Below are 26,791 nucleotides of genomic sequence, written 5' to 3' on the forward strand. Positions count from 1 at the left end.
CCTGAGGTAGACACACCATGACTTTCTCCCGCCGCATTGCCCTGCTGGGCGCCTGCACCCTGGCCGCCGCCGGCCTGCTGCCCGCTGCCGCCATGGCGCAGCCCGACGCCCAATGGCCTTCCAAGCCCATCAAGTGGGTCGTGCCCTTCCCTCCGGGCGGCGCCATGGACGTGATTGCCCGCACGCTGGGCGAGAAGGCCGGCCGCACGCTGGGCCAGCCCTTCGTGATCGAGAACCGCCCCGGCGCGGGCGGCAACATCGGCGCCGACGCCGTGGCCAAGTCGCCGGCGGATGGCTACACCATCATGATCACGTCCATCGGCATGGCCACCAACAAGGCGCTGTACCCGCGCCTGAGCTACGACCCGGTGAAGGACTTCGCGCCCATCAGCCTGCTGGCCATCGTGCCCAATGTGCTGGTGGTGAACACCGCCAAGACGACCGACAAGTCCGTGGCCGACGTGATCGCCCATGCCAAGCGCGACCCCGGCAAGCTCACCTATGCCTCGGCCGGCAACGGCACCTCCATTCACCTGGCGGGCGAGGTGTTCGCCTCCATGGCCGGGCTGAACCTGCTGCACGTGCCCTACAAGGGCAGCGGCCCGGCCGTGACCGACATGCTGGGCGGCCAGGTGGACCTGATGTTCGACAGCATCACCTCGGCGCGCCCGCACATCCAGGCTGGCAAGCTGCGCGCGCTGGGCGTGACCAGCGCCAAGCGATCGGCCACGCTGCCCGACGTGCCCACCATCGCCGAGGCCGGCGTGCCGGGCTACGAGGTCTCGCCCTGGTTCGCCGTGTTCGCGCCCGCGGGCACGCCGGCGGCCATCGTGAACAAGATCAACGCCGCGCTGATCGACGCCATGAAGCAGCCCGATACCGTGGCCAAGTTCGAGACCATCGGCGCCGAGCCCATCGGTACCACGCCGCAGCAGCTGGCCACGCACCTGGACAAGGAGCTGGCCCGCTGGGGCGCGCTGATCAAGGAGCGCAACATCCGCATGGATTGATAGCGGGTTGCTATGAAATAAGGAGCTTCCAGCGATTGATAGAAGGGCGCTGAAAGCTCTTTTGGCTTGTAATCTGCGGCGGCGCCTACCGCGGCACCAGGAACACGGTCTTTTCCGACACCTGCGCCCGGTCGCCCAGCGCCTGTACGTCCAGGTGCACGGTGTGCGAACCGGCGGGCGCGGCGCCATAGGGCACCTGCAGCCGCACCGCCACCCAGCGCGACTCGGCGGGGCCGATCTCCACTTCGGGCTCCGAGGCCACCTGCAGCCCCTGCAGGCCGCTGGCCGTGATGCGGTAGCGCTGGGGCTGCTCGGTGGCATTCATGACCTGCACGCGGTAGATGTTCTCCAGTTGCCCACCCGCCACCACGCGCGAGAGCGCGGCGCGGTCGCGCACCACATCCACCTTCAGCGGCGTGCGCGTGACCAGGCTGGCCAGCATGGCCGTGCACAGCGCCAGCAGCACGGCGCTGTAGAACAGCACGCGCGGGCGCAGCACGCGGCGCAGCATCTGTGCGCTGCTCCAGCGGTTTTGCATGCCGTTTTGCGTGGCGTAGCGGATCAACCCGCGCGGGTACTGCACCTTGTCCATCACGGTGTTGCAGGCGTCCACGCACATGCCGCAGCCAATGCACTCGTACTGCAGGCCCTTGCGGATGTCGATGCCCGTGGGGCACACCTGCACGCACAGCGAGCAGTCGATGCAGTCGCCCAGGCCGGCGGCCTTGGCGTCCACCTTCTTGCTGCGCGCGGCGCGCGGCTCGCCGCGCTGGGTGTCGTAAGTGACGATCAGCGTGTCCTTGTCGAACATCGCGCTCTGAAAGCGTGCATACGGGCACATGTACTTGCACACCTGCTCGCGCATGTAGCCCGCAAAGCCATAGGTGGCGAAGCTGTAGAAACCCACCCAGAAGATCTGCCAGGTGCCGTGCAGCGCCAGCAGCTCGCCGCCCAGTTGGCGGATGGGCACGAAGTAGCCCACGAACGTGAAGCCGGTCCATAGCGCCACCGACACCCAGGCGAGCTGCTTGAGCGTCTTGCGCCACAGCTTCTCGAAGGTCCACGGGCCCTTGTCCAGGCGCATGCGCGCGCTGCGGTCGCCTTCGGTCAGGCGCTCCAGCCACAGGAACAGCTCGGTGTACACCGTCTGCGGGCAGGCAAAGCCGCACCACAGCCGCCCCGCCACCGCCGTGAACAGGAACAGCGACAGCGCCGACATGATGAGCAGGCCGGTGAGGTAGATGAAGTCCTGCGGGTACAGCACCAGGCCGAACAGGTAAAAGCGCCGCGCGCCCAGGTCGAACAGCACCATCTGCCGCTCGCCCCACTGCAACCAGGGCAGGCCGTAGAACACCCCCTGGGTGAGCAGCACCAGCGCCCAGCGCCAGCGCGTGAACACGCCGCCGATGGCGCGCGGGTAGATCTTCTTCTTGGCTTCGTACAGGTCGACGTAGACGTCGCGTTCGGCAGCGGGGGGCTGGGTCTGTGGGGCGGGCATGGAAGGGGGCGTGGTTGTGATGGTCTTGGGCGAAGGGCGGTCGATCAGGCGCTGGCGCTGTCCTCGCCGATCAGCAGCCGCGTGGCGCTCAGGAAGCGGTGCGGCGGCACCTCCAGGTTCGTCGGTGCGGGCTTGTTGCGGTACACGCGACCCGCGTTGTCGAACGTGGAGCCATGGCAGGGGCAGAAGAAGCCCCCGGGCCAGCCCGCGCCCAGGCCGGACTGCGGCGCGCCCGGGGCCACGGCCGTGGGCGAGCAGCCCAGGTGCGTGCAGATGCCGATGGCCACGAAGACCTCCGGCTGGATGGAGCGGTGGGTATTGCGCGCGTAGTCGGGCTGCTGGTCCTTGGCCGATGCGGGGTCGGCCAACTGTGCCTCCAGCCCCTGCAGCGACTGCAGCATCTCCGGCGTGCGCCGCACGATCCAGACGGGTTTGCCGCGCCACTCCACCGTGAGCATGCCGCCCGGCGGCAAGCCGGCGATGTCCACCTCCACGGCCGCGCCCAGGGAGCGTGCGCGTTCGCTGGGCGCCAGGCTGCTGACCAGGGGCACGGCCGCGCCGACGGCGGCCAGACCCCCGGCGGCGGCCGTGGCGTGGATCAGGGTGCGGCGTTCTGCGTCGGGCGCAGCGCAGGTGCACGAGGCGGGCAGGGCAGTCATGGCGATTCCTTCACGATGGGCGCGGCCAAAGGACCGCGCGCTTGCTTGTCCTGACTCAAGAGCCGTGCCAGCCTGGCTGCGCGGCACTGCGTGCGAAATCCCTATGTGGAACAAAGGCTTACATCCACCCAAGGAGTCAGCGCTGCCATGGTGGACGGCAGAAACACTGCCAATGCATGCCATTTGTGACACCATATGTCACCATGGCCGACACTCCTGATCTTTCCCCCACCCCGGCGCAGGTGGCGCAGACCGCGCTGCTCGCCTCCTGGCTGGAGGGGCTGCCCGAGCCGCACATCCTGTTCGACCGCGGCTACCGCATCGTGGCCGCCAACGGCGCCTACCGTCGCCAGTTCGGCCAGGGCGCGCCGGTGGTGGGGCGCACCTGCCATGCGGTCTCGCACCATTCGCCCGTGCCGTGCGACCAGGCGGGCGAGACCTGCCCGCTGGCGCGCTCGCTCTTCAGCGGCCAGCGCGAGCGCGTGCTGCACCTGCACCACACCCCGGCGGGCGAGGAATACGTGCAGATCGAACTGGTGCCGCTGCGCGACGAGGCGGGCCAGCCCCAGTACTTTCTGGAGAAGATGGAGCCGCTGCGCATTGCCCAGGGGCAGCCGGGCGCGCTGGGCATGATCGGGCGCGCGCCCGCGTTCCAGGCCGTGCTGGAGCTGATCGCGCGCGTGGGCCCGTCGCAGGCCAGCGTGCTGCTGCTGGGCGAGTCGGGCACGGGCAAGGAGCTGGCCGCGCGCGCCGTGCACGAGGCCAGCCCCCGCGCGGGGCGGCCGCTGGTGGTGGTGGACTGCGCCAGCCTGCCCGAGACGCTGTTCGAGAGCGAACTGTTCGGCCACGAGCGTGGCGCCTTCACCGGCGCCCATGCCGCACGCGCCGGCCTGGTGGAGGCGGCGCACGGCGGCACGCTGTTCCTGGACGAGGTGGGCGACATCCCGCTCACCATGCAGGTCAAGCTGCTGCGTTTGCTGGAAAGCGGCACCTACCGCCGCGTGGGCCACACCGAGCTGCGCCGCGCGGACATCCGACTGGTGGCGGCCACCCACCGCGACCTGCGCGCCATGGTGCGCGAGGGGCGGTTTCGCCAGGACCTGTACTACCGCCTGAGCACCTTTCCCATCCAGCTGCCCGCGCTGCGCGAACGCCCGCAGGACATTCCGCTGCTGGCGGAATCGCTCCTGCAGCGCGTGGCCGGGGGGCGGGGCCTGGTGCTTGCGCCCGCGGCGCTGCGCCGGCTGGCGCAGCACCCCTTCCCCGGCAACGTACGCGAGCTGCGCAACGTGCTGGAACGTGCCGCGCTGCTGACCGACGGCGCGGTGGTGACCGCCCATACGATCGAGCGCGCGCTCTCGTTCGATGCGCCCGCGGCGGCGCCGGCCCGCGCTGCGCAGCAGCCCGACCATGCCACCCTGCGTGACATCGAATCCGAGGCCCTGCGCGCGGCGCTGGCGGGTGGGGCCGCGTCGCGTCGCGAATTGGCACGCGCCCTGGGGGTCAGCACGCGCACGCTGTACCGCAAGCTGCGACTGTTACGGGAGCAGGGCTGATGCTCCTTGTTTGATAGCTTTTAGCGCTTGCTGTGGCTGGCTTGCGGTCTGTTTTTGCTTGAAACAGCCACCGCCCCGTGTAGGGGCCACGTTCTGGGCGCACAGTGCACGCGGGGGTATATCCATATGCCTGCCCCCCAAAGGTGGGCCGCGTAGAATTCGACGCTTTCCCGAGGAGCGCTGCAGCGCCCGCCGGCCGGGGCCGCACAGGCGGCTCGCGCGTGGCGGCGTCAGGCTCGGGCCCACCGCGGCATGCAGCCGTGCGTGTACCAACGGCGCTCACCTGATGTGTCTGTTCTTGTTATCCAGGTGAGCCCCATGCCGTCGTCCGCCCCCGCATCTTCCGTCCCTTCGCACGCCGTGCCGCCCATGCGCCTGTCGGGGCTGGAGCCCGTGTTCATCGGCGAGGGGAGCTTGTTCGTCAACGTGGGCGAGCGCACCAACGTCACCGGCTCCAAGGCGTTCGCGCGCATGATCCTGAACGACCAGTACGAGCAGGCACTGTCGGTGGCGCGTCAGCAGGTGGAAAACGGCGCGCAGATCATCGACGTGAACATGGACGAGGCCATGCTGGACAGCAAGGCCGCGATGGTGCGCTTCCTGAACCTCATTGCCTCCGAGCCCGACATCGCCCGGGTGCCGGTGATGGTGGACAGCTCCAAGTGGGAGGTCATCGAGGCCGGCCTGCGCTGCCTGCAGGGCAAGGGCATCGTCAACTCCATCAGCATGAAGGAGGGCGTGGAAGAGTTCAAGCGCCAGGCCAAGCTGATCCGCCGCTACGGCGCGGCTGCCGTGGTCATGGCCTTCGACGAGAAGGGCCAGGCCGACACCTTCGCACGCAAGACCGAGATCTGCGAGCGCGCCTACCGCATCCTGGTGGACGAGGTGGGCATGGCGCCCGAGGACATCATCTTCGACCCCAACATCTTCGCCATCGCCACGGGCATCGAAGAGCACGCCAACTACGCCGTGGACTTCATCGAGGCCGTGCGCTGGATCAAGCAGCATCTGCCGGGCGCCAAGGTGTCGGGCGGCGTGTCCAACGTGTCGTTCAGCTTCCGCGGCAACGAGCCGGTGCGCGAGGCGATCCACACCGTGTTCCTGTACCACGCCATCAAGGCCGGCATGGACATGGGCATCGTCAACGCGGGCATGGTCGGCGTCTACGACGACCTCGACCCCGAGCTGCGCGAGCGTGTGGAAGACGTGGTGTTGAACCGCCGCCCCGACGCGGCCGAACGCCTGCTGGAGATCGCCGAGGCCGCCAAGGGTGCCGCCAAGGACGACAGCAAGAAGCTGGAGTGGCGCGGCACGCCCGAGCACCCGAAAACCGTGGGTGAGCGCCTGTCGCATGCGCTGGTACACGGCATCACCGACTTCATCGTCGAAGACACCGAGGAGGCCTACCAGCAGATCGTGGTGCAAGGCGGCGGCCGCCCGCTGCATGTGATCGAAGGTCCGCTGATGGACGGCATGAACATCGTGGGCGACCTGTTCGGCGCGGGCAAGATGTTCCTGCCGCAGGTGGTCAAGAGCGCCCGCGTGATGAAGCAGGCCGTGGCCCACCTGATCCCTTACATCGAGGAAGAAAAGCGCCAGCAGGAAGCCGCCGGCCTGGACGTGTCCAGCAAGGGCAAGATCGTCATCGCCACCGTGAAGGGCGACGTGCATGACATCGGCAAGAACATCGTGACCGTCGTCCTGCAGTGCAACAACTTCGAGGTCATCAACATGGGCGTGATGGTGCCCTGCCATGAAATCCTGGCGCGCGCCAAGGCCGAAGGCGCGGACATCATCGGCCTGTCGGGCCTGATCACGCCCAGCCTGGAAGAGATGCAGTACGTGGCCGGCGAGATGGACAAGGACGAGTACTTCCGCATCAAGAAGATTCCATTGCTGATCGGCGGCGCCACCTGCTCGCGCGTGCACACGGCCGTCAAGATCGCGCCGCAGTACCAGGGCCCCGTGGTCTACGTGCCCGATGCCTCGCGCAGCGTGAGCGTGGCGCAGAGCCTGCTGGGCGAGCAAAAGGACAGCTACCTGGCGGAGGTGCAGGCCGACTACGACCATGTGCGCCACCTGCATGCCAACAAGAAGAAGACGCCGGTGTGGCCGCTGGCGCAGTGCCGCGCCAACAAGACGCGCATCGACTGGGCGCATTACCAGCCGCCGGCGCCCAAGTTCATCGGCCGGCGCGTGATCAAGAACATCGACCTGGCCGAACTGGTGCCCTTCATCGACTGGGCACCGTACTTCCAGACCTGGGACCTGGCCGGCAAGTACCCCGACATCCTGCAGGACGAGGTGGTGGGCGAGGAAGCCACGCGCGTCTTCCGCGACGCACAGGCCATGCTCAAGAAGATCGTGGAGGGCCGCTGGCTCACGGCCCACGCCGTGGTGGGCTTCTGGCCCGCCAACACCGTGCGCGATGACGACATCGAGCTGTATGCCGATGCCGCGCGCGACAAGGTCGTGCTCACCTGGTACGGCCTGCGCCAGCAGGCCGAGAAGCAGCCCGACGCCGAGGGCCGCATGCGCCCCAGTCGCTGCCTGGCCGACTTCATCGCGCCTCGCCTGGAGGGTGGCGCACCCACGCAGGCCGACCACATTGGCGCGTTTGCCGTCACTGCCGGCATCGGCGTGGATGCCAAGGTGGCCGAGTTCATGGCCGACCACGACGACTACAGCGCCATCACCCTCAAGGCCCTGGCCGATCGCCTGGCCGAGGCCGGTGCCGAATGGCTGCACCACCGCGTGCGCACCGACTGGTGGGGCTACCAGGCGGGCGAGCGGCTGTCCAACGACGAACTGATCGCCGAGAAGTACGTGGGCATCCGCCCCGCGCCGGGCTACCCCGCATGCCCCGATCACCGGGTGAAGAAGCCGCTGTTTGCATTGCTGGGCACGGCCGACGTCGACATGGACATTACCGACAGCTACGCCATGACGCCCGCGGCCAGTGTGAGCGGCTTTTACTTCAGCCACCCCGAGAGCACCTACTTCAGCGTCGGCAAGATCGACGATGCGCAGGTGCAGGACATGGCCCAGCGCAGCGGAGTGCCCCTGGCCGAGGTGGAGCGCGCGCTTGCGCCGAATCTGGGGCTATAGCGCCTGGTCGGCGCAGGCCATGCCAAGATCGACCCATGAACCTGCGCCTGCTGACACACCACACTGCACCCCTGCTGCTGGCGGCCTGGATGCCGCTGGCTGCCTGGGCGAACCCGTCCTGGCTGACGGCTGACGGGCGCCCCCTGCCGGCTGCGCATGAAGCGGTGCGCTGGCTCAACGAAGCCGCAGCCGATGGGCTGGAGCCGGCCGACTATGGCGCGCAGCACCTGAGTGATGCGCTGGCGGCCGCAGCCGCCCGCGGCCTGGATGCCGCCTGCGCCGTGGCGCTCGACCAGGAGCTGACGCAGGCCGTGGAGCGCTACCTGTATGAGCTGCACGGCGGGCGCATCGATCCGGCACGGCTCAACGAGCGCTACGACCACTCCCGCCGCCCCCAGCCCGACCTGCGCGCCGCGCTGCAGACCGCGCTGGCCGACGGCCAGATCCAGCAGGCGCGGGACGCGGCCATCCCTCGCGTGCCCATGTACCCGGCGCTGCGCACACTGCTGGCGCAGTACCGCGCGCTGGGCGCTCACCCTGCCTGGGCGCAGCCGCTGCCCGCGCTGCCGGGCCGCAAGCTCACGCCGGGCCAGCCCTGGGCGGGCCTGGGCGTGCTGGCCGAGCGGCTGGTGGCGCTGGGCGACCTGCCGCCGCAGCCCACGGGCGAGCCGCCCGCAGCGTCCGCGCCAGCGCAATACACCCCCGCATTGGTCGAGGCCGTCACGGCCTTCCAGCGCCGCCACGGGCTGGAGGCGGACGGGGTGCTGGGCGCGACCACGCTGGCGGCGCTGAATGTGCCCCCGGCCGCACGCGCCGAGCAGATCGCGCTGCAGATGGAGCGTCTGCGCTGGACGCCCGTGCTGCAGGGCCCGCGCATGATCGCCGTGAACGTGCCCGAATACCGCCTGCGCGCCTATGAGTACGCGGGCGGCAGGATCACGCTGCGCCTGTCCATGGCGGTCATCGTCGGCAAGGCGCTGGATACGCGCACGCCGCTGTTCGATGAGGACATGCAGTCCATCGAATTCAGTCCGTACTGGAACATCCCGCCGTCCATCGCCCGCGGCGAAATCGTGCCGCGCCTGCGCCGCGACCCGGGCTACCTGGCCCGGCAGGGCATGGAATTCGTCAGCGCGGCGGGGGTGAGCACCGACGCTACACCCGAGATGCTGGGCGCCGTGCTGGCAGGCCAGGCGCGCATACGCCAGCGCCCGGGGCCGCTGAACGCGCTGGGCGATATCAAGTTCGTGCTGCCCAACAACGACAACATCTACCTGCACCACACCTCGGCGCCCACGCTGTTCGGCCGCAGCCGGCGCGACCTGAGCCACGGCTGCGTGCGTGTCGAGGAGCCGGTGGCGCTCGCCCAGTTCGTGTTGCAGGACGATCCCACCTGGACCGTGGAGCGCATCCGTGCGGCCATGGCGCAGCCCAAGCCCGTGTTCGTACGGCTGCCGCACCCGGTGCCGGTCATCATCACGCACATCACCGTGGTGGTGCAGGACGGCCGTCCGCACTTCTATGGCGACCTGTACGGCCATGACCGCAAGCTCGCCAGCCTGCTGCGCCAGCATTCGGCAAAACCCTACGATGCGGTCCGCGCGGGTAGTGCTGCCGGGGTGATCGGTCCAAAATAGCGCGTTTTTTCGCTTTTTCGAGGTTTTTCGCGCATGGCTCCACCGCACAACCCCCACCGCCGTCTATTCCTGGGGCGCGGCGCCGCCGTCGCGCACGCCGCTGCGGCCGCGGTGCTGCTGCCCAAGGCGGCGTTGGCGTCGCTCAGCGAAGCGCAGGACCTTGCGCGGCGCCTGGCCTTCAACCACCTGCACACCCATGAGCGGCTGGCGCTGGTCTACGCCCAGGGCGAACAATTCGTTCCCGCGGCGCTGCCCACGCTCAACCACTTCCTGCGCGACCACTACAGCGGCGACGTCGGCGTGATGGACCCGGACCTGTTCCACCTACTGCACCGCGTGCGGCAGACGCTGCAGACGCAGCAGCCGTTCGAGGTGATCTCCGGCTACCGCAGCCCCCACACCAACGAGACGCTGCGCACCACGCGCGGCGGCGGTGTGGCGCGGCGCAGCCTGCACATGGACGGCAAGGCCATCGACGTGCGCCTGCCCGGCGTGTCCCTGAGCGATCTGCGCGACGCCGCCATCTCCCTGCGGGCGGGCGGCGTGGGCTACTACGCCCGGGAGCAGTTCGTGCACATCGACACCGGACGTGTGCGCAGCTGGTAAGCCTCTGCGCCGCAAGAGAACCCAGGCCCCGCATGCGGGGCCTTTTTCATGTCTGAGGAAGGGCGCTTGCTACACCGGGTCGCCCGGCGCCGCCATCTCCAGCTGCATCATGATCATGTTGACCAGCGTGTGCACCATGGGCCGGCCGGTCTCGATGACGTAGTGCGCGGCCTCGCGGTACAGCGGGTCCCGCGCGCGGTAGAGGTCGCGCAGGCGGGCCAGCGGGTCGTCCACCTGCAGCAGGGGCCGCGTGCGGTCGTGCTTGATGCGCTTGAAGATCTCGTCGGGCGAAGCGCGCAGGTACATCACATGGGGAAAGCCGCGGCGCAGCGTGGCGCGGTTGTCCTCGCGCAGCACGGCGCCGCCGCCGGTGGACAGCACCATGCCGCCGGGTTGGGCGGCCAGCTCGGCCAGCAGCGCAGCCTCGTGGTCGCGAAAGGCCGCTTCGCCATGCCGGTCGAAATAGTCGCGGATGCTGGTGCCCAGCCGCTGCTCCAGCCGCTGGTCCAGGTCCACGAAGGGAAGCCCCAGACGGCGGGCGAGCTGGCGGCCCACCGTGGATTTGCCCGAGCCCGGCATGCCGACCAGGGCGCAACGCGTTTGCATGCTTGTCTGTCGTGGTGAGTGAAGACTGGGAAGTGTAAGAGCGTCCACCTGGTCCGTGCGGCAGCCGGTGCGCGGCCAGCTATCGGCTTGCGCCGACAGGGGGCCGGGCCCGCACTGTTCACAATCGGGCCATGCCAATGACCCTGCAGAGCCTCAAATCTATTGCCCAGCCACTGCTGCAGCGGGTGTTGCAGCCCATTGCGCCGCTGGTGCGCGCCGTGCAGATGTGGCTGGACGCCGACGGCCTGCGCATGAGCGCGGCGATGTCGTTCTACGGCATGCTGAGCCTGGCGCCGCTGTTGCTGCTGCTGGTGGGTGTGCTCGGGTGGTGGATCGACCAGGCCTACCTGGAGAGCAATCTCATCGCCCAGGTGCGCGGGGTGATGGGCGAGCGCGGCGCCGAGGTGGTGCGCCTGGCGCTGGCCAGCGCGCAGGAACCGGCCGAGGGGCGCCTCGCGTCGGTGGCCGGCTTCGTGCTGCTGCTGTCCGGCGCGACGGGGGTGTTTGTGGAGCTGCAGAGCGCGCTGGAGCGGCTGTGGGCACACGGTCAGCCCGCGCCCGAGCGCAAGGCGTGGTGGCGCATGGCCTCCCTGCGCCTGCGAGGCCTGGCCTATGTGCTGGCCATCGGTTTTCTGCTGCTGGTGTCGCTGGTGTTGTCCACGGCCATCAACGTGCTGGCCACCTGGGCCAGCGCGCGGCTGCCGTTCGGCTCGGGCACGCTGCTGCAGATCGTCAATGAGGCCGTGGCCTTCGCCGTGGCGGTGGCGCTGTTCTTGGGGCTGATGCGCATCGGCAGCGGCCCCAAGCCGCCCACGCATTGCCTGGTATTCGGCGCGGTGGTGGGCGCCACGCTGTTCACGGTGGGCAAGCAGTTGCTGGCGCTGTACCTGTCCACCGCGGCGGTGGTGTCGGCCTATGGCGCTGCGGGCTCGCTGGTGGTGCTGCTGATGTGGATCTACTTTTCGTCCGCGGTGCTGCTGTTCTCGGCCGCCAGCGCGCGGGCGCTGCACGAAACGCGTACCGCCGCCCCCGCGCCGGCGGGGCGTTGACCGCTGATTACGTCCGTTACGCCGCGCGCGGTTTTGTGAAGCAGGGCCGGCGTTAGCCTTGGCGCCGGTGCCGTGGCGGCTGCATGCGCAGCCCGCGGCTTTTCCTCTGGCAACCGGACGAGCACATGCATTCCACCTCTGCTTCCCCTGCCGCGACCCTGTCCGCGGCTTCGCTCAAATGGCTGTGGGCCGCCGTGGGCGTGCTGGGCGTGAGTGTGCTGGCCCTGGGCGGCACGCTGCTGGCGCAGAACCTGCGCGGCGGTCCGCCTGCTGGCGACTCCGCGGCCGGCGGACCGGCCGCCACGCTGGCAGCCACCGCGCCGCGCACGCCCGAGGCGGAAGTGTTGAATGAAAAAGCGCCTCCAGCCCAGTCGCGGCAAGCGATGGCAGCTCTCGATTCAGGAGCAAATCCCACAGCCCGGCGCGCAGCAGCGCCGCCTTCTCCACAGGCGTATCCACAGGACGACCCACAGACGTATGCACAGGGCTATCCACAGCCGGGGGCATCGCCCTCGCCAGTGCCAACCCAGCGCGGCGAACCGCTGCAGCGGGCCGTGGCGCAGCGCAGTGCGGCGCCGGTGTGTGCCACCTGCGGGCGGGTGGAGTCGGTGCGCGCTGTCGAGCAGGCCGCGCCGGCCACGGGCGTGGGCGCGGTGGCCGGCGGTGTGCTGGGGGGCGTGCTGGGCAACCAGATCGGCAAGGGGTCGGGCCGCACCGCGGCCACGGTGCTGGGCGCCGTGGGCGGCGGCTACGTGGGCCACAAGGTGGAGCAGCGCGCCCGTACCACCACGGTCTACCAGATGCGCGTGCGCATGGATGACGGTTCGGTGCGCAACTTCACGCGCGCCCAGCCGCTGGCCGAGGGCACGGCCGTGCGCGTGCAGGGCAAGAGCCTGCGCGTGGACCCGGGGGCGGACGCCGATCGCGCGGGCGTGGAGCCGGTGCGCGTAGTGGACCGGGGCTATTGAGCGCAGGGGCCTGCGCTTGCCGAGAGTGGCTACCCAGGTGCTACGAAAATAAAAGCGGCCTGCGCTTGCGGGCAGGCCGTTTTGAGGGGGGATTGGCGTTGGATCGCCGGTGGGCAAGCGCCAATAGCTCCTATTTTGCTAGCAAATCGACGCGGCGAGGGCCGCGTGCGTCACTTCTCCACGAAGGCGCGCTCGATCACGAAGTCGCCGGGGCGCGTGGTGTTGCCTTCCTCGAAGTCGCGCTTTTCCAGCAGTTCCTTGAGCGAGGCCAGCATCTCCGGGCTGCCGCAGAGCATCACGCGGTCTTCCAGCGGGTTGAGCTCGGGCAGGCCCAGGTCGGCGGGCAGCTTGCCGCTGTCGATCAGGTCGGGGATGCGGCCCTGGTTGCGGAAGGGCTCGCGCGTGACCGTGGGGTAGTACTTGAGCTGCTTGGTGATCAGCTCGCCCAGGAACTCATGCTGGGGCAGTTCCTTGGTGATGTAGTCGTGGTAGGCCAGCTCGGCCACCTGGCGCACGCCGTGGATCAGGATCACCTGCTCGAACTTCTCGTACGTCTCGGGGTCGCGGATCACGCTCAGGAACGGCGCCAGGCCCGTGCCCGTGGACATCAGGTACAGCCGCTTGGCGGGCAGCAGGTAGTCGATGAGCAGCGTGCCCGTGGGCTTCTTGCCCACGATGATGGAGTCGCCCACCTGGATGTGCTGCAGGCGCGAGGTCAGCGGGCCGTCCGGCACCTTGATGGAGAGGAACTCCAGGTGCTCCTCGTAGTTGGCGCTGACGATGCTGTAGGCGCGCAGCAGCGGCTTGCCGTCCACCTTCAGGCCGATCATGGTGAAGTGGCCGTTGGAGAACCGCAGCGCCGGGTCACGCGTGGTGGTGAAGGAGAACAGGCGGTCGGTCCAGTGGTGTACGGTCAGTACACGCTCTTCGTGAAATGCGCTCATGGATGGGTGCCAGAAAAATGAACGAAAACAGGGCGAACGGGAGCCGTGGGGGCAGGGCCGGTGGCGTTAGTGTCGCGGCTTTGATATGCGCGGAAGGCATAAGCCGACATTTGCGCTGTGTCCACGGCACCCGTCGCATCGCGTGCGGGCGTTGGCTGCCCCCTGCCATGCGGGCAAACCCGCGCATTGTCGGGCAAACTCGTGGCAGCGGTACAGTTGCGTTGCCCGGAAGCTGACCTGTGGCAAAGGATTCGACCATGCACAAGCCCTTCACCCCCCTGCTCGCCCTGCTGTTTGCAGGTGGCGCCTATGCGCAGGGGGCCTACACGATCGGGGAGATCAACAGCTACAAGGCCCAGCCCGCCTTCCTGGAGCCCTACAAGAAGGGCATGGAACTGGCGGTCGAGCAGATCAATGCGGCTGGCGGCATCCAGGGCAAGCAACTGCGGCTGGTCACGCGCGACGACAACGCCACCCCCGGCGACGCGGTGCGCGCGGCCGAGGAACTGATCGCGCGCGAGAAGGTGGATGTGCTCATGGGCAGCTTTCTGTCGCACGTGGGCCTGGCGCTGACCGACTTCGCGCAGCAGAAGAAGCGCTTCTTCCTGGCGGCCGAACCGCTCACCGACAAGATCGTGTGGGAGCACGGCAACCGCTACACCTTCCGCCTGCGCCCCTCCACCTACATGCAGGTGGCCATGCTGGTGCCCGAAGCCGTGGCGCTGAAGAAAAAGCGCTGGGCCATGGTCTACCCCAACTACGAGTACGGCCAGTCGGCCGTGGCCACCTTCAAGCAGCTGCTCAAGGCCGCGCAGCCGGACGTGGAGTTCGTTGCCGAGCAGGCCACGCCGCTGGGCAAGGTGGATGCCGGCAGCGTGGCCCAGGCGCTGGAAGACGCCAAGCCCGATGCGATCTTCAACGTGCTGTTCGCCGCCGACCTCGCCAAATTCGTGCGCGAGGGCAACACCCGCGGGCTGTTCACGGGCCGCAGCGTGGTGAGCCTGCTGTCGGGCGAGCCGGAATACCTGGACACGCTCAAGAGCGAGACGCCCGAGGGCTGGATCGTCACCGGCTACCCCTGGTACGCCATCCAGACCCCCGAGCACAAGGCCTTTCTGGACGCCTACATGAAGCGTTTCAAGGACTACCCGCGCGCGGGCTCGGTGGTGGGCTACAACGCCGTCCAGTCGGTTGCGGCGGGGCTGGCCAAGGCTGGATCGGCCGACACCGAGAAACTCATCACCGCCTTCCGCGGCCTGCAGGTGGCCACGCCGTTCGGTCCCATCACCTACCGCACGCAGGACCACCAGTCCACCATGGGTGCCTACGTGGGCAAGACCGCGCTGCGCATGGGCAAGGGTGTGATGGTGGACTTCACCTACCGCGACGGCGCCAAGTACCAGCCCAGCGACGCCGAGGTGAAGCGGCTGCGCAAGGACGAGTGACCGCCGGACTCTGCGCCGGCGCCCTTCCCGTGGGGGAACGCGCGGCCGCTACCGCGGGGCGACCCGGGCGCGACGGCTGCGGGCTTCAACCGCGCGGGCTGCGGTGGCCCTGTGCGGCATTGGACGACTGACATGGATGTTTCGGGGCTGCTGGCCCAACTGCTCAATGGCCTGGCGGGCGCTTCCACGTTGTTCCTCGTGGCGGCGGGGCTGTCGCTGATCTTTGGGGTGATGCGCATCGTCAACTTCGCGCACGGCTCGTTCTACATGCTGGGCCTGTACCTGGCCTATGCCCTGGTGGAGCGTCTGGGCGAGGCCCTCGGCTTCTGGCCTGCGCTGCTGTTGGCTCCGCTGGCCGTGGGCCTGCTGGGCGCGGCGGTGGAGGTGCTGCTGCTGCGCCGCATCTACCGCGCACCCGAACTGTTGCAGCTCCTGGCCACCTTCGCCTTGGTGCTGGTGATCAAGGACGCGGCGCTGTGGCTCTGGGGGCCGCAGGAGCTGTTCGGCCCGCGCGCGCCGGGCCTGGAGGGCGCGGTGGACCTGCTGGGCCGGCGCTTCCCGGCCTACGACCTGTTCCTCATCGCCGTGGGGCCGCTGGTGCTGGTGCTGCTCACGCTGCTGCTCACGCGCACGCGCTGGGGCACGCTGGTGCGCGCCGCCACGCAGGACCGTGAGATGGTCGGTGCGCTGGGCGTGAACCAGGCCTGGCTGTTCACCAGCGTGTTCGCGCTGGGGGCCCTGCTGGCAGGCCTGGGCGGCGCGCTGCAGCTGCCGCGCGAGCCTGCCAGTCTGGAGCTGGACATGCTCACCATCGGCGCAGCCTTCGTGGTGGTGGTGGTGGGCGGCATGGGCTCGCTGCCCGGCGCCTTCGTGGCGGCGCTGGTGATTGCCGAGCTCAAGGCCGTGTGCATCTGGCTGGGCGTGGTCGAGGTCGCGGGGGTGGAGGTGGCCTTTCCCCAGCTCACGCTCGTGGTGGAGTTCCTGGTGATGGCGGCCGTGCTCATCTGCCGGCCCTGGGGCCTCATGGGCCGCCCGCAGGCCGCGGCGCGCGGCGTGGGCGCGCCCGAGGCGCCGCTGCGCCGGGCGGGGCAGGGTGCCACGGCCGCCTGGTGCGCGCTGGTGCTGGCCCTGGCGCTGCTGCCGCTGGCGGTGGAGCCGGGCAGCTACGCCACCGTGCTGTTGACCGACATCGCGATTGCCGCGCTGTTCGCCGCCAGCCTGCATTGCATCCTGGGGCCGGGCGGGCTGCATTCGTTTGGCCATGCGGCGTACTTCGGCCTGGGCGCCTACGGCGCGGCGCTGCTGGTGCGCTGGCTGGACTGGCCCATGGGCACGGCGCTGCTGCTGGGGCCGCTGGTGGCGGCGGCCGGCGCGCTGGTGTACGGCTGGTTCTGCGTGCGCCTGTCGGGCGTGTCGCTCACCATGCTGACGCTGGCGTTCGCACAGATCACCTGGGCCATCGCCTACCAGTGGGACGGGTTCACCGGCGGCAGCAACGGCATCACCGGCGTGTGGCCGCCGCAGTGGGCCGCGCAGGGTGCGGGCTTCTACTGGCTGGTGCTGGCGCTGGCCGTGGCGGGCATCTACCTGCTGCGGCGCATGCTGTTTGCGCCGTTGGGCTGGGCGCTGCGCGCGGCGCGCGACTCGGCACTGCGGGCCGACGCCATTGGCATCGACGTGCGCGGCGTGCAGTGGGCCGCCTTTGTGGTGGCAGGGCTGCTGGCCGGTCTGGCGGGGGCGCTGTACGTGTTTTCCAAAGGCAGCGTGGCGCCCGATGCGCTGGGCGTGTCGCGCTCGGTGGACGGGCTGGTGATGGTGCTGCTGGGCGGCATGCAGCAGCTGGCCGGGCCGGTGGTGGGTGCGGGCGTGTTCACCTGGCTGCACGACACCGTAGCGCGCAGTACCGACTACTGGCGCGCGCTGCTGGGCGGCATCATGCTGCTGCTGGTGCTGCTGTTTCCTCAAGGGATTTCGGGTTTTGCGCAGATGTGGCAAGCGCGAGCAGCTATCAAAAACAAAGCGCAGGAGGGCGCGCCATGAGCCTGCTGCAGGTCCAGGGGCTGCGCAAGTCCTTCGGTGGCGTGCAGGCCGTGCAGGGCGTGTCGTTCACGCTGCAGCCGGGTGAGCTGCTGGCGCTGATCGGCCCCAATGGCGCGGGCAAGAGCACCACCTTCAACCTGGTGGGCGGGCAGCTCCCGCCCGACGCGGGGCGCGTGCTGCTGCAGGGGCAGGACATCACCGGCCTGGCGCCACGCGCCGTCTGGCGGCGCGGCGTGGGGCGCACCTTCCAGATCGCGCAGACCTTCGCCAGCTTCACCGTGCTGCAGAACGTGCAGATGGCGCTGCTGTCGCACGACCGGCAGGCCTGGCGCTGGTGGCGCCGTGCCGATGCGCACCGCCCGCAGGATGCCCTGGCGCTGCTGGAGCAGGTGGGCATGGCTGCCCAGGCGCAGCGCCCGTGCAGCGCGCTGGCCTACGGCGACGTCAAGCGCGTGGAGCTGGCCATGGCGCTGGCGCACGCCCCGGCGCTGCTGCTGATGGACGAGCCCACCGCCGGCATGGCACCGGCCGAGCGCCTGGCGCTCATGCAGCTGGTGCAGCGCATCGCGCGCGAGCGGCACATGGGCGTGCTGTTCACCGAGCACAGCATGGACGTGGTCTTCGGCCTGGCCGACCGCGTGGCCGTGCTGGTGCGCGGCCAGCTGCTGGCCGAAGGCACGCCGCAGCAGATCCAGGACGACGCGCGGGTGCAGGCCGCCTACCTGGGCACGGGGCTGGCACTGGAGTCGGCATGACGAATCAAAACGATAGCGCCTTGCGCTTGCCCAGCAAGGCTTTGGCAGCAAAAACACCCTTGCTGGAGGTGGCAGACCTGCACGCCTGGTACGGCGCGGCCCACATCCTGCACGGCGTATCGCTGAGCGTGGGGCATGGCGAGGTGGTGGCCCTGATGGGGCGCAACGGCGCGGGCAAGTCCACCACGCTCAAGGGCATTGCCGGCCTGCTGGAGCGGCGCAGCGGGCGCATCGAGTTCCTGGGCCAGCGTATCGACCGCCAGCCGCCGCACGCCATCGCGCGGCGCGGCCTGGGCTACGTGCCGGAGGATCGGCGCATCTTCACCGACCTCACAGTGCTGGAGAACCTGGAGGTGGGCCGCCAAAAACCCCGCCACTGGCCGGACGGCACGCCCGCGCCGCTGTGGACGCCCGAGCGGCTGTTCACGCTGTTCCCCAACCTGGGCGAAATGCCCGACCGCCCCGGCGGGCGCATGAGCGGCGGAGAGCAGCAGATGCTGACCGTGGCGCGCACCCTCATGGGCCAGCCGCTGCTGGTGCTGCTGGACGAGCCCTCGGAGGGCGTGGCGCCGGTCATCGTGCAGCAGATGGCGCGCACCATCCGCGCGCTGAAGGCGCAGGGCATCGGCATCCTGCTGAGCGAACAGAACCTGCCCTTCGCCGAGGCCGTGGCCGACCGCGCCTGCGTGCTGGAGCAGGGCCGCATCGTGTACAGCGCCGGGATGGCGCAGCTGGCGGGCGACGCCGCGGCGCGGCGGCAGTACCTGGGCGTCTAGCGGCCCAGGGACACGTGGGGGCCAGGCCGTTCAGGCGGCGGCCACCTGCGCCAGATGCTCCGCCACCACCTGCGCCAGCCAGTCCATCACCGTGCGCACGCGCCGCGGCAGGTTGCGGCGGTTGGCGTACATCAGCGTGAGCGGCATCGGCGGGGCGGCCAGTTGCGGCAGCACTTCGACCAGATCGCCGCGCGCCAGCAGGTCCACCACGCCCAGATGCGGCACCTGGATCAGGCCCAGCCCCGCCAGGCAGCCGGCCATGTAGGCCTCGGCATTGTTCACCGTGAGGGCGCCCTGCATGGGGGTGAGCACGAGTGCGCCATCCACCACGGCCTCGAAGCCTGCAGAGCGGGCGCCCAGCGTGTTCACGAAATGCACCAGCCGGTGGCCCGGTAGGTCGGCGAGCGAGCGTGGCGTGCCATGCGCGCGCAGATAGGCCGGGCTGGCGCAGTTGACCAGCCGCGCCAGCCCCAGCGGGCGCGCGACCAGGCTGCTGTCCACCACGGCGCCCGTGCGCAGCACGCAGTCGAAGCCCTCGCGCACCACGTCCACGCGGCGCTCGGTGCTGCTCAGCTCCACCTCCAGACCGGGGTGGCGCGCCAGCAGTTCGGGCAGGCGGGGCACCACCACGTTGCGCGCCATGCCGGTGGACATGTCGATGCGCACGCGTCCTTTCAGGCCGGCGCCGTCGGCCTGCTGGAACATGGACTGCAGCTCGTCCACGTCGGCCAGCAGATCCTTGCACCGCTCGTAATAGGCCTGCCCGTCCTGCGTGAGCTGGACGCGCCGGGTGGTGCGGTGCAGCAGGCGCGTGCCAAGCTGGGTTTCGAGCTGCTGCACGGCGGTGGAGGCGCTGGCCTTGGGAATGCCCAGCGCTTCGGCGGCCTGCGTGAAGCTGGCCAGCTCGGCCACGCGGACGAAGATGTGCATGCGGTCAAACGGGCTCATTGTTCGTATCCAAAGAACGATGCGATCAATTTTCAGTGATTTATGGATGCAGCGCGGATCAATAGAGTCCGTTCACTGCTTCTCACTCCTCACTGAAAGGTCCCCGCCATGACCCACGCCGCATCTTCTTCCTCCTCTACGGCCACCGCCGGCATGGCCGCCCGTCCGGCCATCGCCCTCATCACCGGCGGCAGCCGGGGACTGGGCCGCAATGCCGCGTTGCATGTGGCGCGGTCCGGCACCGATGTGATCCTGACCTACCGCAACCAGGCCGCCGAGGCGCAGGCCGTCGTCGCCGAGATCGAGGCCCTCGGCCGCCGCGCCGTGGCGCTGCCCCTGGACGTGGCGGCCAGCGCCACCTTCACCGCTTTCGCAGGCCAGATGCGCGACGTGCTGGCGCGGCACTGGCAGCGCGAGCGTTTCGACTTCCTCGTGAACAACGCCGGCGTGGGCGTGTATGCCAGCTTCATGGAGACCACCGAGGCGCAGTTCGACGACATGGTCAACATCCACCTCAAGGGCGTGTTTTTCCTCACACAGAAGCTGCTGCCGCTGATGAACGACGGCGGGCGCATCCTGAACGTGTCGTCGGGCCTGGCGCGGTTCGCGCTACCGGGCTACGCGGCCTATGCGGCGATGAAGGGCGGGGTGGAGGTGCTGACGCGCTACCTGGCCAAGGAACTGGGCGCGCGCGGCATTGCCGTGAACGTGGTGGCGCCTGGCGCGATCGAGACGGATTTTGGCGGCGGCGCCGTGCGCGACAACGCGCAGCTCAACGCCTTCATCGCCGGCCAGACCGCGCTGGGCCGCGTGGGCCTGCCGGACGACATCGGTGGCGTGATCGCTGCGCTGCTGCAGCCGGGCACGGGCTGGGTGAACGCACAGCGCATCGAGGCATCGGGCGGCATGTTCGTTTGACGCCCGGCAGCGGGGCTGCGCCTGTTTGCTTTACTGCATTTTTGGGCTGTAGCGCTTGTTAAATCAGCGCTAACAGCTATAAATAACGTAGCAAAACGCGGCGGGTGAGGCATTCCCGCCCGGGGCGCTCAGAAGGCTTCCCAATCGTCGTCGCTGTGGCGCGCGGCGGCCGGGGCCGCCTTGGCCGCTGCCGGCGGGCGGGCGGGCGCCGCCAGCGTGCGCGCTGCTACGGGGGGCTTGGTCGTTGTGGCCGGTGCGGGCCGGCGGAAGGGGGCGGGCGCTGCCGCTGCCGCTGCCGTTGCCGTCTGGGCGGCCTGCAGGCCTTCCACGCGGAACACGCTCACTGCCTGGGCCAACTGGCCAGCCTGGGCCTTGAGCGAGCCCGTGGCGGCGGTGGCTTCCTCCACCAGTGCGGCGTTCTGCTGCGTGACCTGGTCCATCTGCGTGATGGCCTGGTGCACCTGCTCGATGCCCGCGCTCTGCTCTTGACTCGCGGCGGTGATCTCGGCCACCAGGTCGCTCACGCGCTGCACGCTCTGCACGATGGCGTCCATGGTGCGGCCGGCTTCCTCGACCTGGTGGGAGCCTTCCTCTACTTTGGCGACCGAGTCGCCGATCAGGCCCTTGATGTCCTTGGCGGCAGCCGCGCTGCGCTGTGCCAGTGCGCGCACCTCGCCGGCCACCACGGCAAAGCCGCGACCCTGCTCGCCGGCGCGCGCGGCCTCCACCGCGGCGTTCAGCGCCAGGATGTTGGTCTGGAAGGCGATCGAGTCGATCACGCCGATGATGTCGCTGATCTTGCGGCTGCTGGCGTTGATGGCGCCCATGGTCTGCACCACGCCGGCCACCACCTGGCCGCCCTGCGTGGCCGTCTGCGCGGCGGAGGAGGCCAACTGGTTGGCCTGACGCGCGTTGTCGGCGTTCTGGCGCACGGTGCTGGTCAGCTGCTCCATCGAGGCGGCGGTTTCCTGCAGCGAGCTGGCCTGCTCCTCGGTGCGCGAGGACAGGTCTTGGTTGCCTGCGTCGAGCTGGCTGGACGCCGTGGCGATGCCGTCGGTGCCCGAGCGCACGCGCGCCACCACCTGCGACAGGCTGGCGTTCATCTCCTGCAGCGCCTGCAGCAGCTGGCCGGTCTCGTCGCGCGAGTCGACCTGCACGCGGCTGGTGAGGTCGTTGGCCGCCACGGCGCGCGCCACCTGCACGGCCTGCGCCAGCGGCCGCGTGATGCCGCGTGTGAGCCACCATGCGCACAGGGCGCCTGCGCCCAGGCCGAGCACGCCCAGCACGATCAGCCACAGCCGGCTTTGCCCATAGGTGACATTGATCCCCTGCGCCGTGGCGTCGATGCGGGCGCGTTGCATGTCCAGCAGGCGCTGGATCAGCGCCACGTACTGGTCGGTGGCGGGCAGGTACACCTGGGTGAGCAGGCGTTCGGCCTCCTCCAGCTGGCCCTCGGCCTTGGCCTTCACGGCCTGGTCGCGCGAGGACAGGTAGGTCACGCGCGCCTTCTGGATGTCGGCCCACAGGGCCTTTTCCTCGTCGCTGGTGAGCAGTGTTTCGATACGCTTTTGCAGCTCGGCCGATTCGCGCGTGGAGGTGGCGGTGTCCGCCGCGAAGAACTGGCCGAGCGAGGGGTCCGTGCTCTTGACGATGGCCGAGGTACGGCGTGCCGCGCTGTACACGTAGCGGTACCAGTCGCTGATCATGCGCTCTACCGCCAAGGGTTGCTGCGTCATCTCGTTGGTGGCTTGCGCCACGGTCTGCAGGCGCCATACGCCAAAGGCCGTCATCAGGGCCATCAGCAGCAGGACAAGGGCGAAGCCGCCTCCCAGGCGGGTGCCGATGCTGAGGTTTTTCATAGGATCTTCAGGAGGATTCAAACAAGGAAGGGCAGCGGTGGAGCGTCACGCCGGTGCGCGCAGGGCGCGCCGGTATTGCACGGCTTCGGCCACATGGGCGGCGCCCACGGTCCCGCAGCCCGATAGATCGGCAATAGTACGTGCAACCTTGAGGGCCCGGTGCGTGCTGCGCGCCGACCACGCCAGACGCGCCGCCGCAGCCTGCAGGAACCGCGCGGCCGCGGTGTCCAGCGCCGCCATCTGTTCCAGCTCCTGGCCCTGCAATGCCTGGTTGGCCTTGCCCTGGCGCTGGAGCGCTCGTTCGTGCGCGCGGGCCACGCGTTCGCGCACGGCGCCGCTGGGTTCGCCGGGCGGGGCGCCCAGCAGTTCCTCGGGCGGCAGCGCGGGCACCTCCACATGCAGGTCGATGCGGTCCAGCAGCGGGCCGCTGAGCTTGCCCTGGTAGCGCGCGATCTGGTCGGGTGTGCAGCGGCAGGCGCGCTGGTGCGAGCCCGCAAAACCACAGGGGCAGGGGTTCATGGCCGCCACGAGCTGAAAGCGCGCCGGGAACTCGGCGCGCTGCGCCGCCCGGGCAATGGTGATGCGCCCGCTTTCCAGCGGCTCGCGCAGCGCTTCCAGGGCGCTGCGGGCGAATTCGGGGAATTCATCGAGGAAGAGCACGCCTTCGTGCGCGAGCGAGATCTCGCCCGGGCGCGGCGGCGAGCCCCCGCCCACCAGCGCGATCGCGCTGCAGCTGTGGTGCGGGCTGGCCGTGGTGCGCTGCATCCACTGCGCGGGGCTGAAGCGCCCGGCCAGGCTGGCAATGGCCGCGCTCTCCAGCGCTTGCTCCACCCCCATCGGGGGCAGCAGCCCGGCAAAACGCTGGGCCAGCATGGATTTGCCCGAGCCCGGGGGCCCCACGAGCAGCAGCCCGTGCCCGCCTGCGGCAGCGATCTCCAGTGCGCGCTTGGCCGCGGCCTGCCCCTTCACGTCGGCCAGGTCCGGGCCATCGGTGGCCGGGGCCGGCGGCGCGGGTTGCAGCCGCTGCCAACCGCCGTCGTCCGCGCCATCATCGTTCGGCGGGGGCACGGGCACGAACTGGCGTACCACGTCCAACAGGTGGTGCGCGCGGTAGATCTCGGTGCCCGGCACCAGCGCAGCTTCTTCGGCGCTGCCGGGGGGAAGCACCGTGCGTACGGGCTGCGCCAGCGCGCGCAGCGCCAAGCTGGTCGCCAGGGCGCCGCGCACCGGGCGCAGCAGGCCCGACAGCGATAGCTCGCCGGCGAACTCCCAGCCGTCCAACCGGGCCGCGTCGATCTGCCCGCTCGCGGCCAGGATGCCCAGCGCGATCGGCAGGTCGAAGCGGCCGGAGTCTTTGGGCAGATCGGCCGGCGCCAGGTTCACGGTGATCTTCTTGTTGGCCGGGAATTCCAGCCCGGCGTTCTGCAGCGCGGAGCGCACGCGCTCGCGCGCCTCCTTGACCTCGACATCGGCCAGGCCCACCAGCGCGAAGCTGGGCAACCCGTTGGCCAGGTGTACTTCCACCGTAACGGCGGGCGCGTGCAGGCCCAGCAGGGCGCGGCTTTGCACCAAAGCAAGACTCATCGCAACGGATCTCCCCAGGCATGTGCGTGCAACCATGGCGACGGATGCGCCAGGGGGCCGCCCTGCACCAGGCTGGTGCGAAATGCGCCGGGCTGCAACCCCTGTGACTGCACGTATGCCTCAGGATGGTACCCGGCAGGCCGTCGCGGGGCGGATTTCGGGGTGGCACGGTCCATGCATTGAGGGGGTGTCAACCGTCGCCCAACACTGGAGGAACCATGCACCGCTTTTCCCTCAAGACCCTGGCCCTCGCTTTTGCGGCCGTCGCCGTACCGGGCCTTGCCAGCGCCCAGCTCACTGCCAATGTGTCGCTGACCAGCAACTACAAGTTCCGCGGCCAGGACCAGGACGTGAACCGCATCAAGGCCGTGAACCCGGCCATCCAGGGCGGGTTCGACTACAGCTTTGGCGACAGTGGCTTCTACGTGGGCAACTGGAACTCCAGCGTGGACTGGCTGTCCGGCAACTCCATCGAGGCCGACTTCTACGGTGGCTACAAATTCAAGGCCGGCGAGGTGGACCTGGATGTGGGCGCGCTCACGTATGTGTACCCAGGCAACACCAACGGCAACACCACCGAGCTGTACGGCGCGGCCACGTACGGCCCGTTCACGGCCAAGTACTCGCACACCGTGTCCAAGGATTACTTCGGCTGGGCGGGCGCCAAGACCTCCAGCAACCGTGGGCGCAACACGGGCTACCTGAACCTGGCGTTTGCGCAGGAGGTTGCGCCCAGCGTCACGCTGAAGGCGTCCGTGGGCTACACGCGCTTTGCCAGCGACATCAAGGACCTGGGCGTGCCCAACTACGTGGACTACAGCGTGGGCGGCGCCTACGACTTCGGCGCCGGCCTGTCGTTGTCCGCGGCGGTTGCCGGAGCCAACAAGAAGGGCTTCTTCGGCGATGCCAACAAGGCCCGCCTGATCGTCTCCCTCACCAAGACCCTCTAACTCTCGACAAGGAACCGATCATGAAAATGGTCACCGCCATCATCAAACCCTTCAAGCTCGACGAGGTGCGCGAGTCCCTGTCGGACATCGGCGTGCAGGGCATCACCGTGACCGAGGTGAAGGGCTTTGGCCGCCAGAAGGGCCATACCGAGCTGTACCGCGGCGCCGAGTACGTCGTGGACTTCCTGCCCAAGGTGAAGATCGAGGCCGCCGTGGCCGACGAGCTGGTGGAACGCGTCATCGAGGCCATCGAAGGCGCGGCCCGCACCGGCAAGATCGGCGACGGCAAGATCTTCGTGGCGCACCTGGAGCAGGTGGTGCGTATCCGCACCGGCGAGACCGGCCAGGAAGCCCTGTGAGCGCGCGTCGCACAGGCATTCGTCCCTCCCGACCCAGAGATCTGCCATGAAAAAACTATTTGCTTCCCTATTGATCGGTGCAAGCCTGCTGGCCGGTGGCGCCGGCGCGCTGGCCCAGGCACCCGACGCGGCCGCGGCGGCTTCGGAACCCGTGGCCGTCGCCCCCGCGCCCGCTGCCGAGCCCGTCGCAGCACCTGCTGCGGCACCCGCACCCGCACCCGCCCCCGCGGCAGAGGCGCCCGCCGCGCCCAAGGTGGACTCGGGCGACACCGCTTGGATGCTGACCTCCACGCTGCTCGTGATCCTGATGATCATCCCGGGCCTGGCCCTGTTCTACGGGGGGCTGGGCCGCACCAAGAACATGCTGTCCGTGCTGATGCAGGTGTTCGTGATCTTTGCCCTGGTGTCGCTGCTGTGGTCCATCTATGGCTACAGCCTCGCGTTCTCCGGCGAGGGCCAATTCGTGGGCGACCTGTCCAAGCTTTTCCTGAAGGGCGTGAGCCAGGAAACCTTTGGTGCGCTGTCGACCATTCCCGAATACGTGTTCATCGCCTTCCAGGGCACGTTCGCGGCCATCACCGTGGCGCTGATCGTGGGCTCCTTTGCGGAACGCATGCGTTTTGCGGCCGTGCTCATCTTCGCGCTGCTGTGGTTCACCTTCAGCTATGTGCCCATGGCCCACATCGTGTGGGGTGGCGGCCTGCTGGCGGCCGACGGCGCGCTCGATTTTGCGGGCGGCACCGTGGTGCACATCAACGCCGGTATCGCGGGCCTGGTGGGTGCCTACATGGTGGGCAAGCGCATCGGCTTCGGCAAAGAGGCCTTCACCCCGCACAGCCTGACGCTGACCATGGTGGGCGCGTCGCTGCTGTGGGTGGGCTGGTTCGGCTTCAACGCCGGCTCGGCCGGTGCCGCCAACGCCGTTGCGGGCCTGGCCTTCGTGAACACGGTGCTGGCCACCTCGGCCGCCACGCTGTCGTGGATTGCCGGCGAAGCGCTGCACAAGGGCAAGGCCTCCATGCTGGGCGCGGCCTCGGGCGCGGTGGCCGGCCTGGTGGCGGTCACGCCCGCCGCGGGCTTCGTGGGCCCCATGGGCTCCATCGCGATCGGCCTGATCGCCGGCCTGGTCTGCCTGTGGGGCGTGGGCGGCCTGAAGAAGATGCTGAACGTGGACGATGCCTTTGACGTGTTTGGCGTGCATGGCGTGGGCGGCATCGTGGGCGCCATCCTCACCGGCGTGTTCGCGGCCCAGGGCCTGGGCGGCACCGGCGGCCTGACGCCTGACACCTTCAGCATGGGCGCGCAGGTGTGGGTGCAGGTCAAGAGCGTGCTGTTCACCATCGTGTGGTCGGGCGTGGTGTCCTTCATCGCCTACAAGGTCGCCGACCTGCTGGTGGGCCTGCGCGTGAGCGAGGAAGCCGAGCGCGAGGGCCTGGACATCACCTCCCACGGCGAGACGGCCTACCACCGCTGAGCGGCGTTGAACGGCGGGCGCCGCGTGGTGGCGCGGCGCCCC

22 protein-coding genes and 1 riboswitch are annotated in these 26,791 nt (G+C 69.4%); of the genes, 15 read left to right on the forward strand and 7 right to left on the reverse strand.

Going from position 1 to position 26,791, the window contains the following annotated elements; translation table 11 throughout:
- Nucleotides 1-17 precede the first annotated feature (17 nt).
- Entirely contained in the window at nt 18-1,010 is a 993-nt protein-coding gene (locus PCQ86_RS01250) for a tripartite tricarboxylate transporter substrate binding protein (RefSeq protein WP_270174678.1), read from the forward strand.
- 85 nt (nt 1,011-1,095) lie between these two features.
- Here the strand turns inward: PCQ86_RS01250 and ccoG are convergent, their stop codons facing one another.
- A complete protein-coding gene (gene ccoG / locus PCQ86_RS01255; RefSeq protein WP_270174679.1) occupies nt 1,096-2,508 on the reverse strand; it encodes a cytochrome c oxidase accessory protein CcoG in 1,413 nt (470 codons plus the stop codon).
- Between the two features lie 44 nt (nt 2,509-2,552).
- Nucleotides 2,553-3,167 (reverse strand): ubiquinol-cytochrome c reductase iron-sulfur subunit, encoded by a 615-nt coding sequence (gene petA, locus PCQ86_RS01260; RefSeq protein ID WP_011803614.1) that lies wholly within the window; start codon nt 3,165-3,167, stop codon nt 2,553-2,555.
- Nucleotides 3,168-3,370: 203 nt separating this feature from the next.
- On the opposite strand from petA, the gene PCQ86_RS01265 reads away from it, so the two are divergent.
- The 4 genes from PCQ86_RS01265 (at nt 3,371) to PCQ86_RS01280 (ending at nt 10,074) form a co-directional block, all read left to right on the forward strand.
- Nucleotides 3,371-4,723: a sigma-54 interaction domain-containing protein gene (locus PCQ86_RS01265; RefSeq protein WP_088887914.1), complete on the forward strand. Its 1,353-nt coding sequence runs from the start codon at nt 3,371-3,373 to the stop codon at nt 4,721-4,723.
- Nucleotides 4,724-4,889: 166 nt separating this feature from the next.
- A riboswitch (S-adenosyl-L-homocysteine riboswitch) is annotated at nt 4,890-5,011 on the forward strand.
- Nucleotides 5,012-5,041: 30 nt separating this feature from the next.
- Entirely contained in the window at nt 5,042-7,831 is a 2,790-nt protein-coding gene (gene metH, locus PCQ86_RS01270) for a methionine synthase (protein ID WP_172734526.1), read from the forward strand.
- Between the two features lie 35 nt (nt 7,832-7,866).
- Nucleotides 7,867-9,468: a L,D-transpeptidase family protein gene (locus PCQ86_RS01275; RefSeq protein WP_270174680.1), complete on the forward strand. Its 1,602-nt coding sequence runs from the start codon at nt 7,867-7,869 to the stop codon at nt 9,466-9,468.
- A 33-nt stretch (nt 9,469-9,501) separates the two neighbouring features.
- Entirely contained in the window at nt 9,502-10,074 is a 573-nt protein-coding gene (locus PCQ86_RS01280) for a YcbK family protein (protein ID WP_172205309.1), read from the forward strand.
- 69 nt (nt 10,075-10,143) lie between these two features.
- Here PCQ86_RS01280 and PCQ86_RS01285 read toward each other — a convergent pair whose 3' ends face one another.
- Nucleotides 10,144-10,680, reverse strand: coding sequence for a shikimate kinase (locus tag PCQ86_RS01285; RefSeq protein WP_270174681.1), 537 nt, complete (start codon nt 10,678-10,680; stop codon nt 10,144-10,146).
- Between the two features lie 131 nt (nt 10,681-10,811).
- On the opposite strand from PCQ86_RS01285, the gene PCQ86_RS01290 reads away from it, so the two are divergent.
- Together PCQ86_RS01290 and PCQ86_RS01295 are read left to right on the forward strand one after the other, a co-directional pair.
- Nucleotides 10,812-11,729, forward strand: coding sequence for a YihY/virulence factor BrkB family protein (locus tag PCQ86_RS01290; protein WP_270174682.1), 918 nt, complete (start codon nt 10,812-10,814; stop codon nt 11,727-11,729).
- A 125-nt stretch (nt 11,730-11,854) separates the two neighbouring features.
- Nucleotides 11,855-12,697, forward strand: coding sequence for a glycine zipper 2TM domain-containing protein (locus tag PCQ86_RS01295; protein WP_270174683.1), 843 nt, complete (start codon nt 11,855-11,857; stop codon nt 12,695-12,697).
- 170 nt (nt 12,698-12,867) lie between these two features.
- Here the strand turns inward: PCQ86_RS01295 and PCQ86_RS01300 are convergent, their stop codons facing one another.
- A complete protein-coding gene (locus PCQ86_RS01300; protein WP_270174684.1) occupies nt 12,868-13,641 on the reverse strand; it encodes a ferredoxin--NADP reductase in 774 nt (257 codons plus the stop codon).
- Nucleotides 13,642-13,898: 257 nt separating this feature from the next.
- On the opposite strand from PCQ86_RS01300, the gene PCQ86_RS01305 reads away from it, so the two are divergent.
- The 4 genes from PCQ86_RS01305 (at nt 13,899) to PCQ86_RS01320 (ending at nt 18,657) form a co-directional block, all read left to right on the forward strand.
- Nucleotides 13,899-15,086: an ABC transporter substrate-binding protein gene (locus tag PCQ86_RS01305; protein WP_270174685.1), complete on the forward strand. Its 1,188-nt coding sequence runs from the start codon at nt 13,899-13,901 to the stop codon at nt 15,084-15,086.
- A gap of 132 nt (nt 15,087-15,218) precedes the next feature.
- Complete coding sequence (locus tag PCQ86_RS01310) at nt 15,219-17,126, forward strand: ABC transporter permease (protein ID WP_270174686.1); 1,908 nt, start codon at nt 15,219-15,221, stop codon at nt 17,124-17,126.
- Complete coding sequence (locus PCQ86_RS01315; RefSeq protein WP_270174687.1) at nt 17,123-17,881, forward strand: ABC transporter ATP-binding protein; 759 nt, start codon at nt 17,123-17,125, stop codon at nt 17,879-17,881. The genes PCQ86_RS01310 and PCQ86_RS01315 overlap by 4 nt, the downstream gene beginning before the upstream one ends.
- Nucleotides 17,878-18,657: an ABC transporter ATP-binding protein gene (locus tag PCQ86_RS01320; RefSeq protein ID WP_270174688.1), complete on the forward strand. Its 780-nt coding sequence runs from the start codon at nt 17,878-17,880 to the stop codon at nt 18,655-18,657. Before PCQ86_RS01315 ends, PCQ86_RS01320 begins: the two co-directional genes overlap by 4 nt.
- Before the next feature lie 30 nt (nt 18,658-18,687).
- Here the strand turns inward: PCQ86_RS01320 and PCQ86_RS01325 are convergent, their stop codons facing one another.
- Nucleotides 18,688-19,605 carry a LysR family transcriptional regulator gene (locus PCQ86_RS01325; RefSeq protein WP_196994608.1) on the reverse strand — a complete coding sequence of 306 codons (918 nt, stop codon included), beginning with the start codon at nt 19,603-19,605 and terminating at the stop codon, nt 18,688-18,690.
- A gap of 108 nt (nt 19,606-19,713) precedes the next feature.
- Between PCQ86_RS01325 and PCQ86_RS01330 the strand changes: the two genes are divergently transcribed.
- Nucleotides 19,714-20,523, forward strand: coding sequence for an SDR family NAD(P)-dependent oxidoreductase (locus PCQ86_RS01330; RefSeq protein ID WP_270174689.1), 810 nt, complete (start codon nt 19,714-19,716; stop codon nt 20,521-20,523).
- A 128-nt stretch (nt 20,524-20,651) separates the two neighbouring features.
- Here the strand turns inward: PCQ86_RS01330 and PCQ86_RS01335 are convergent, their stop codons facing one another.
- Complete coding sequence (locus PCQ86_RS01335) at nt 20,652-22,382, reverse strand: methyl-accepting chemotaxis protein (protein WP_270174690.1); 1,731 nt, start codon at nt 22,380-22,382, stop codon at nt 20,652-20,654.
- 45 nt (nt 22,383-22,427) lie between these two features.
- Nucleotides 22,428-23,966, reverse strand: coding sequence for a YifB family Mg chelatase-like AAA ATPase (locus PCQ86_RS01340; protein ID WP_123675325.1), 1,539 nt, complete (start codon nt 23,964-23,966; stop codon nt 22,428-22,430).
- 218 nt (nt 23,967-24,184) lie between these two features.
- Here PCQ86_RS01340 and PCQ86_RS01345 point away from each other — a divergent pair, with 218 nt between their 5' ends.
- The 3 genes from PCQ86_RS01345 to PCQ86_RS01355 are packed head-to-tail and all read left to right on the forward strand — an operon-like array spanning nt 24,185 to nt 26,749.
- On the forward strand, nt 24,185-24,916 hold the full coding sequence (locus tag PCQ86_RS01345; RefSeq protein ID WP_088887901.1) for a TorF family putative porin: 732 nt from the start codon (nt 24,185-24,187) through the stop codon (nt 24,914-24,916).
- 20 nt (nt 24,917-24,936) lie between these two features.
- Nucleotides 24,937-25,275: a P-II family nitrogen regulator gene (glnK, locus tag PCQ86_RS01350; protein ID WP_011803632.1), complete on the forward strand. Its 339-nt coding sequence runs from the start codon at nt 24,937-24,939 to the stop codon at nt 25,273-25,275.
- A 46-nt stretch (nt 25,276-25,321) separates the two neighbouring features.
- The gene (locus tag PCQ86_RS01355; protein ID WP_270174691.1) at nt 25,322-26,749 is read left to right on the forward strand and encodes an ammonium transporter; all 1,428 of its coding nucleotides are present in this window, start codon (nt 25,322-25,324) and stop codon (nt 26,747-26,749) included.
- The last annotated feature ends 42 nt before the right edge of the window (nt 26,750-26,791 follow it).

Origin of the sequence: Diaphorobacter sp. ED-3 (assembly GCF_027625375.1) — a bacterium.
In the GTDB taxonomy this organism is placed as follows: domain Bacteria; phylum Pseudomonadota; class Gammaproteobacteria; order Burkholderiales; family Burkholderiaceae_C; genus Diaphorobacter; species Diaphorobacter nitroreducens.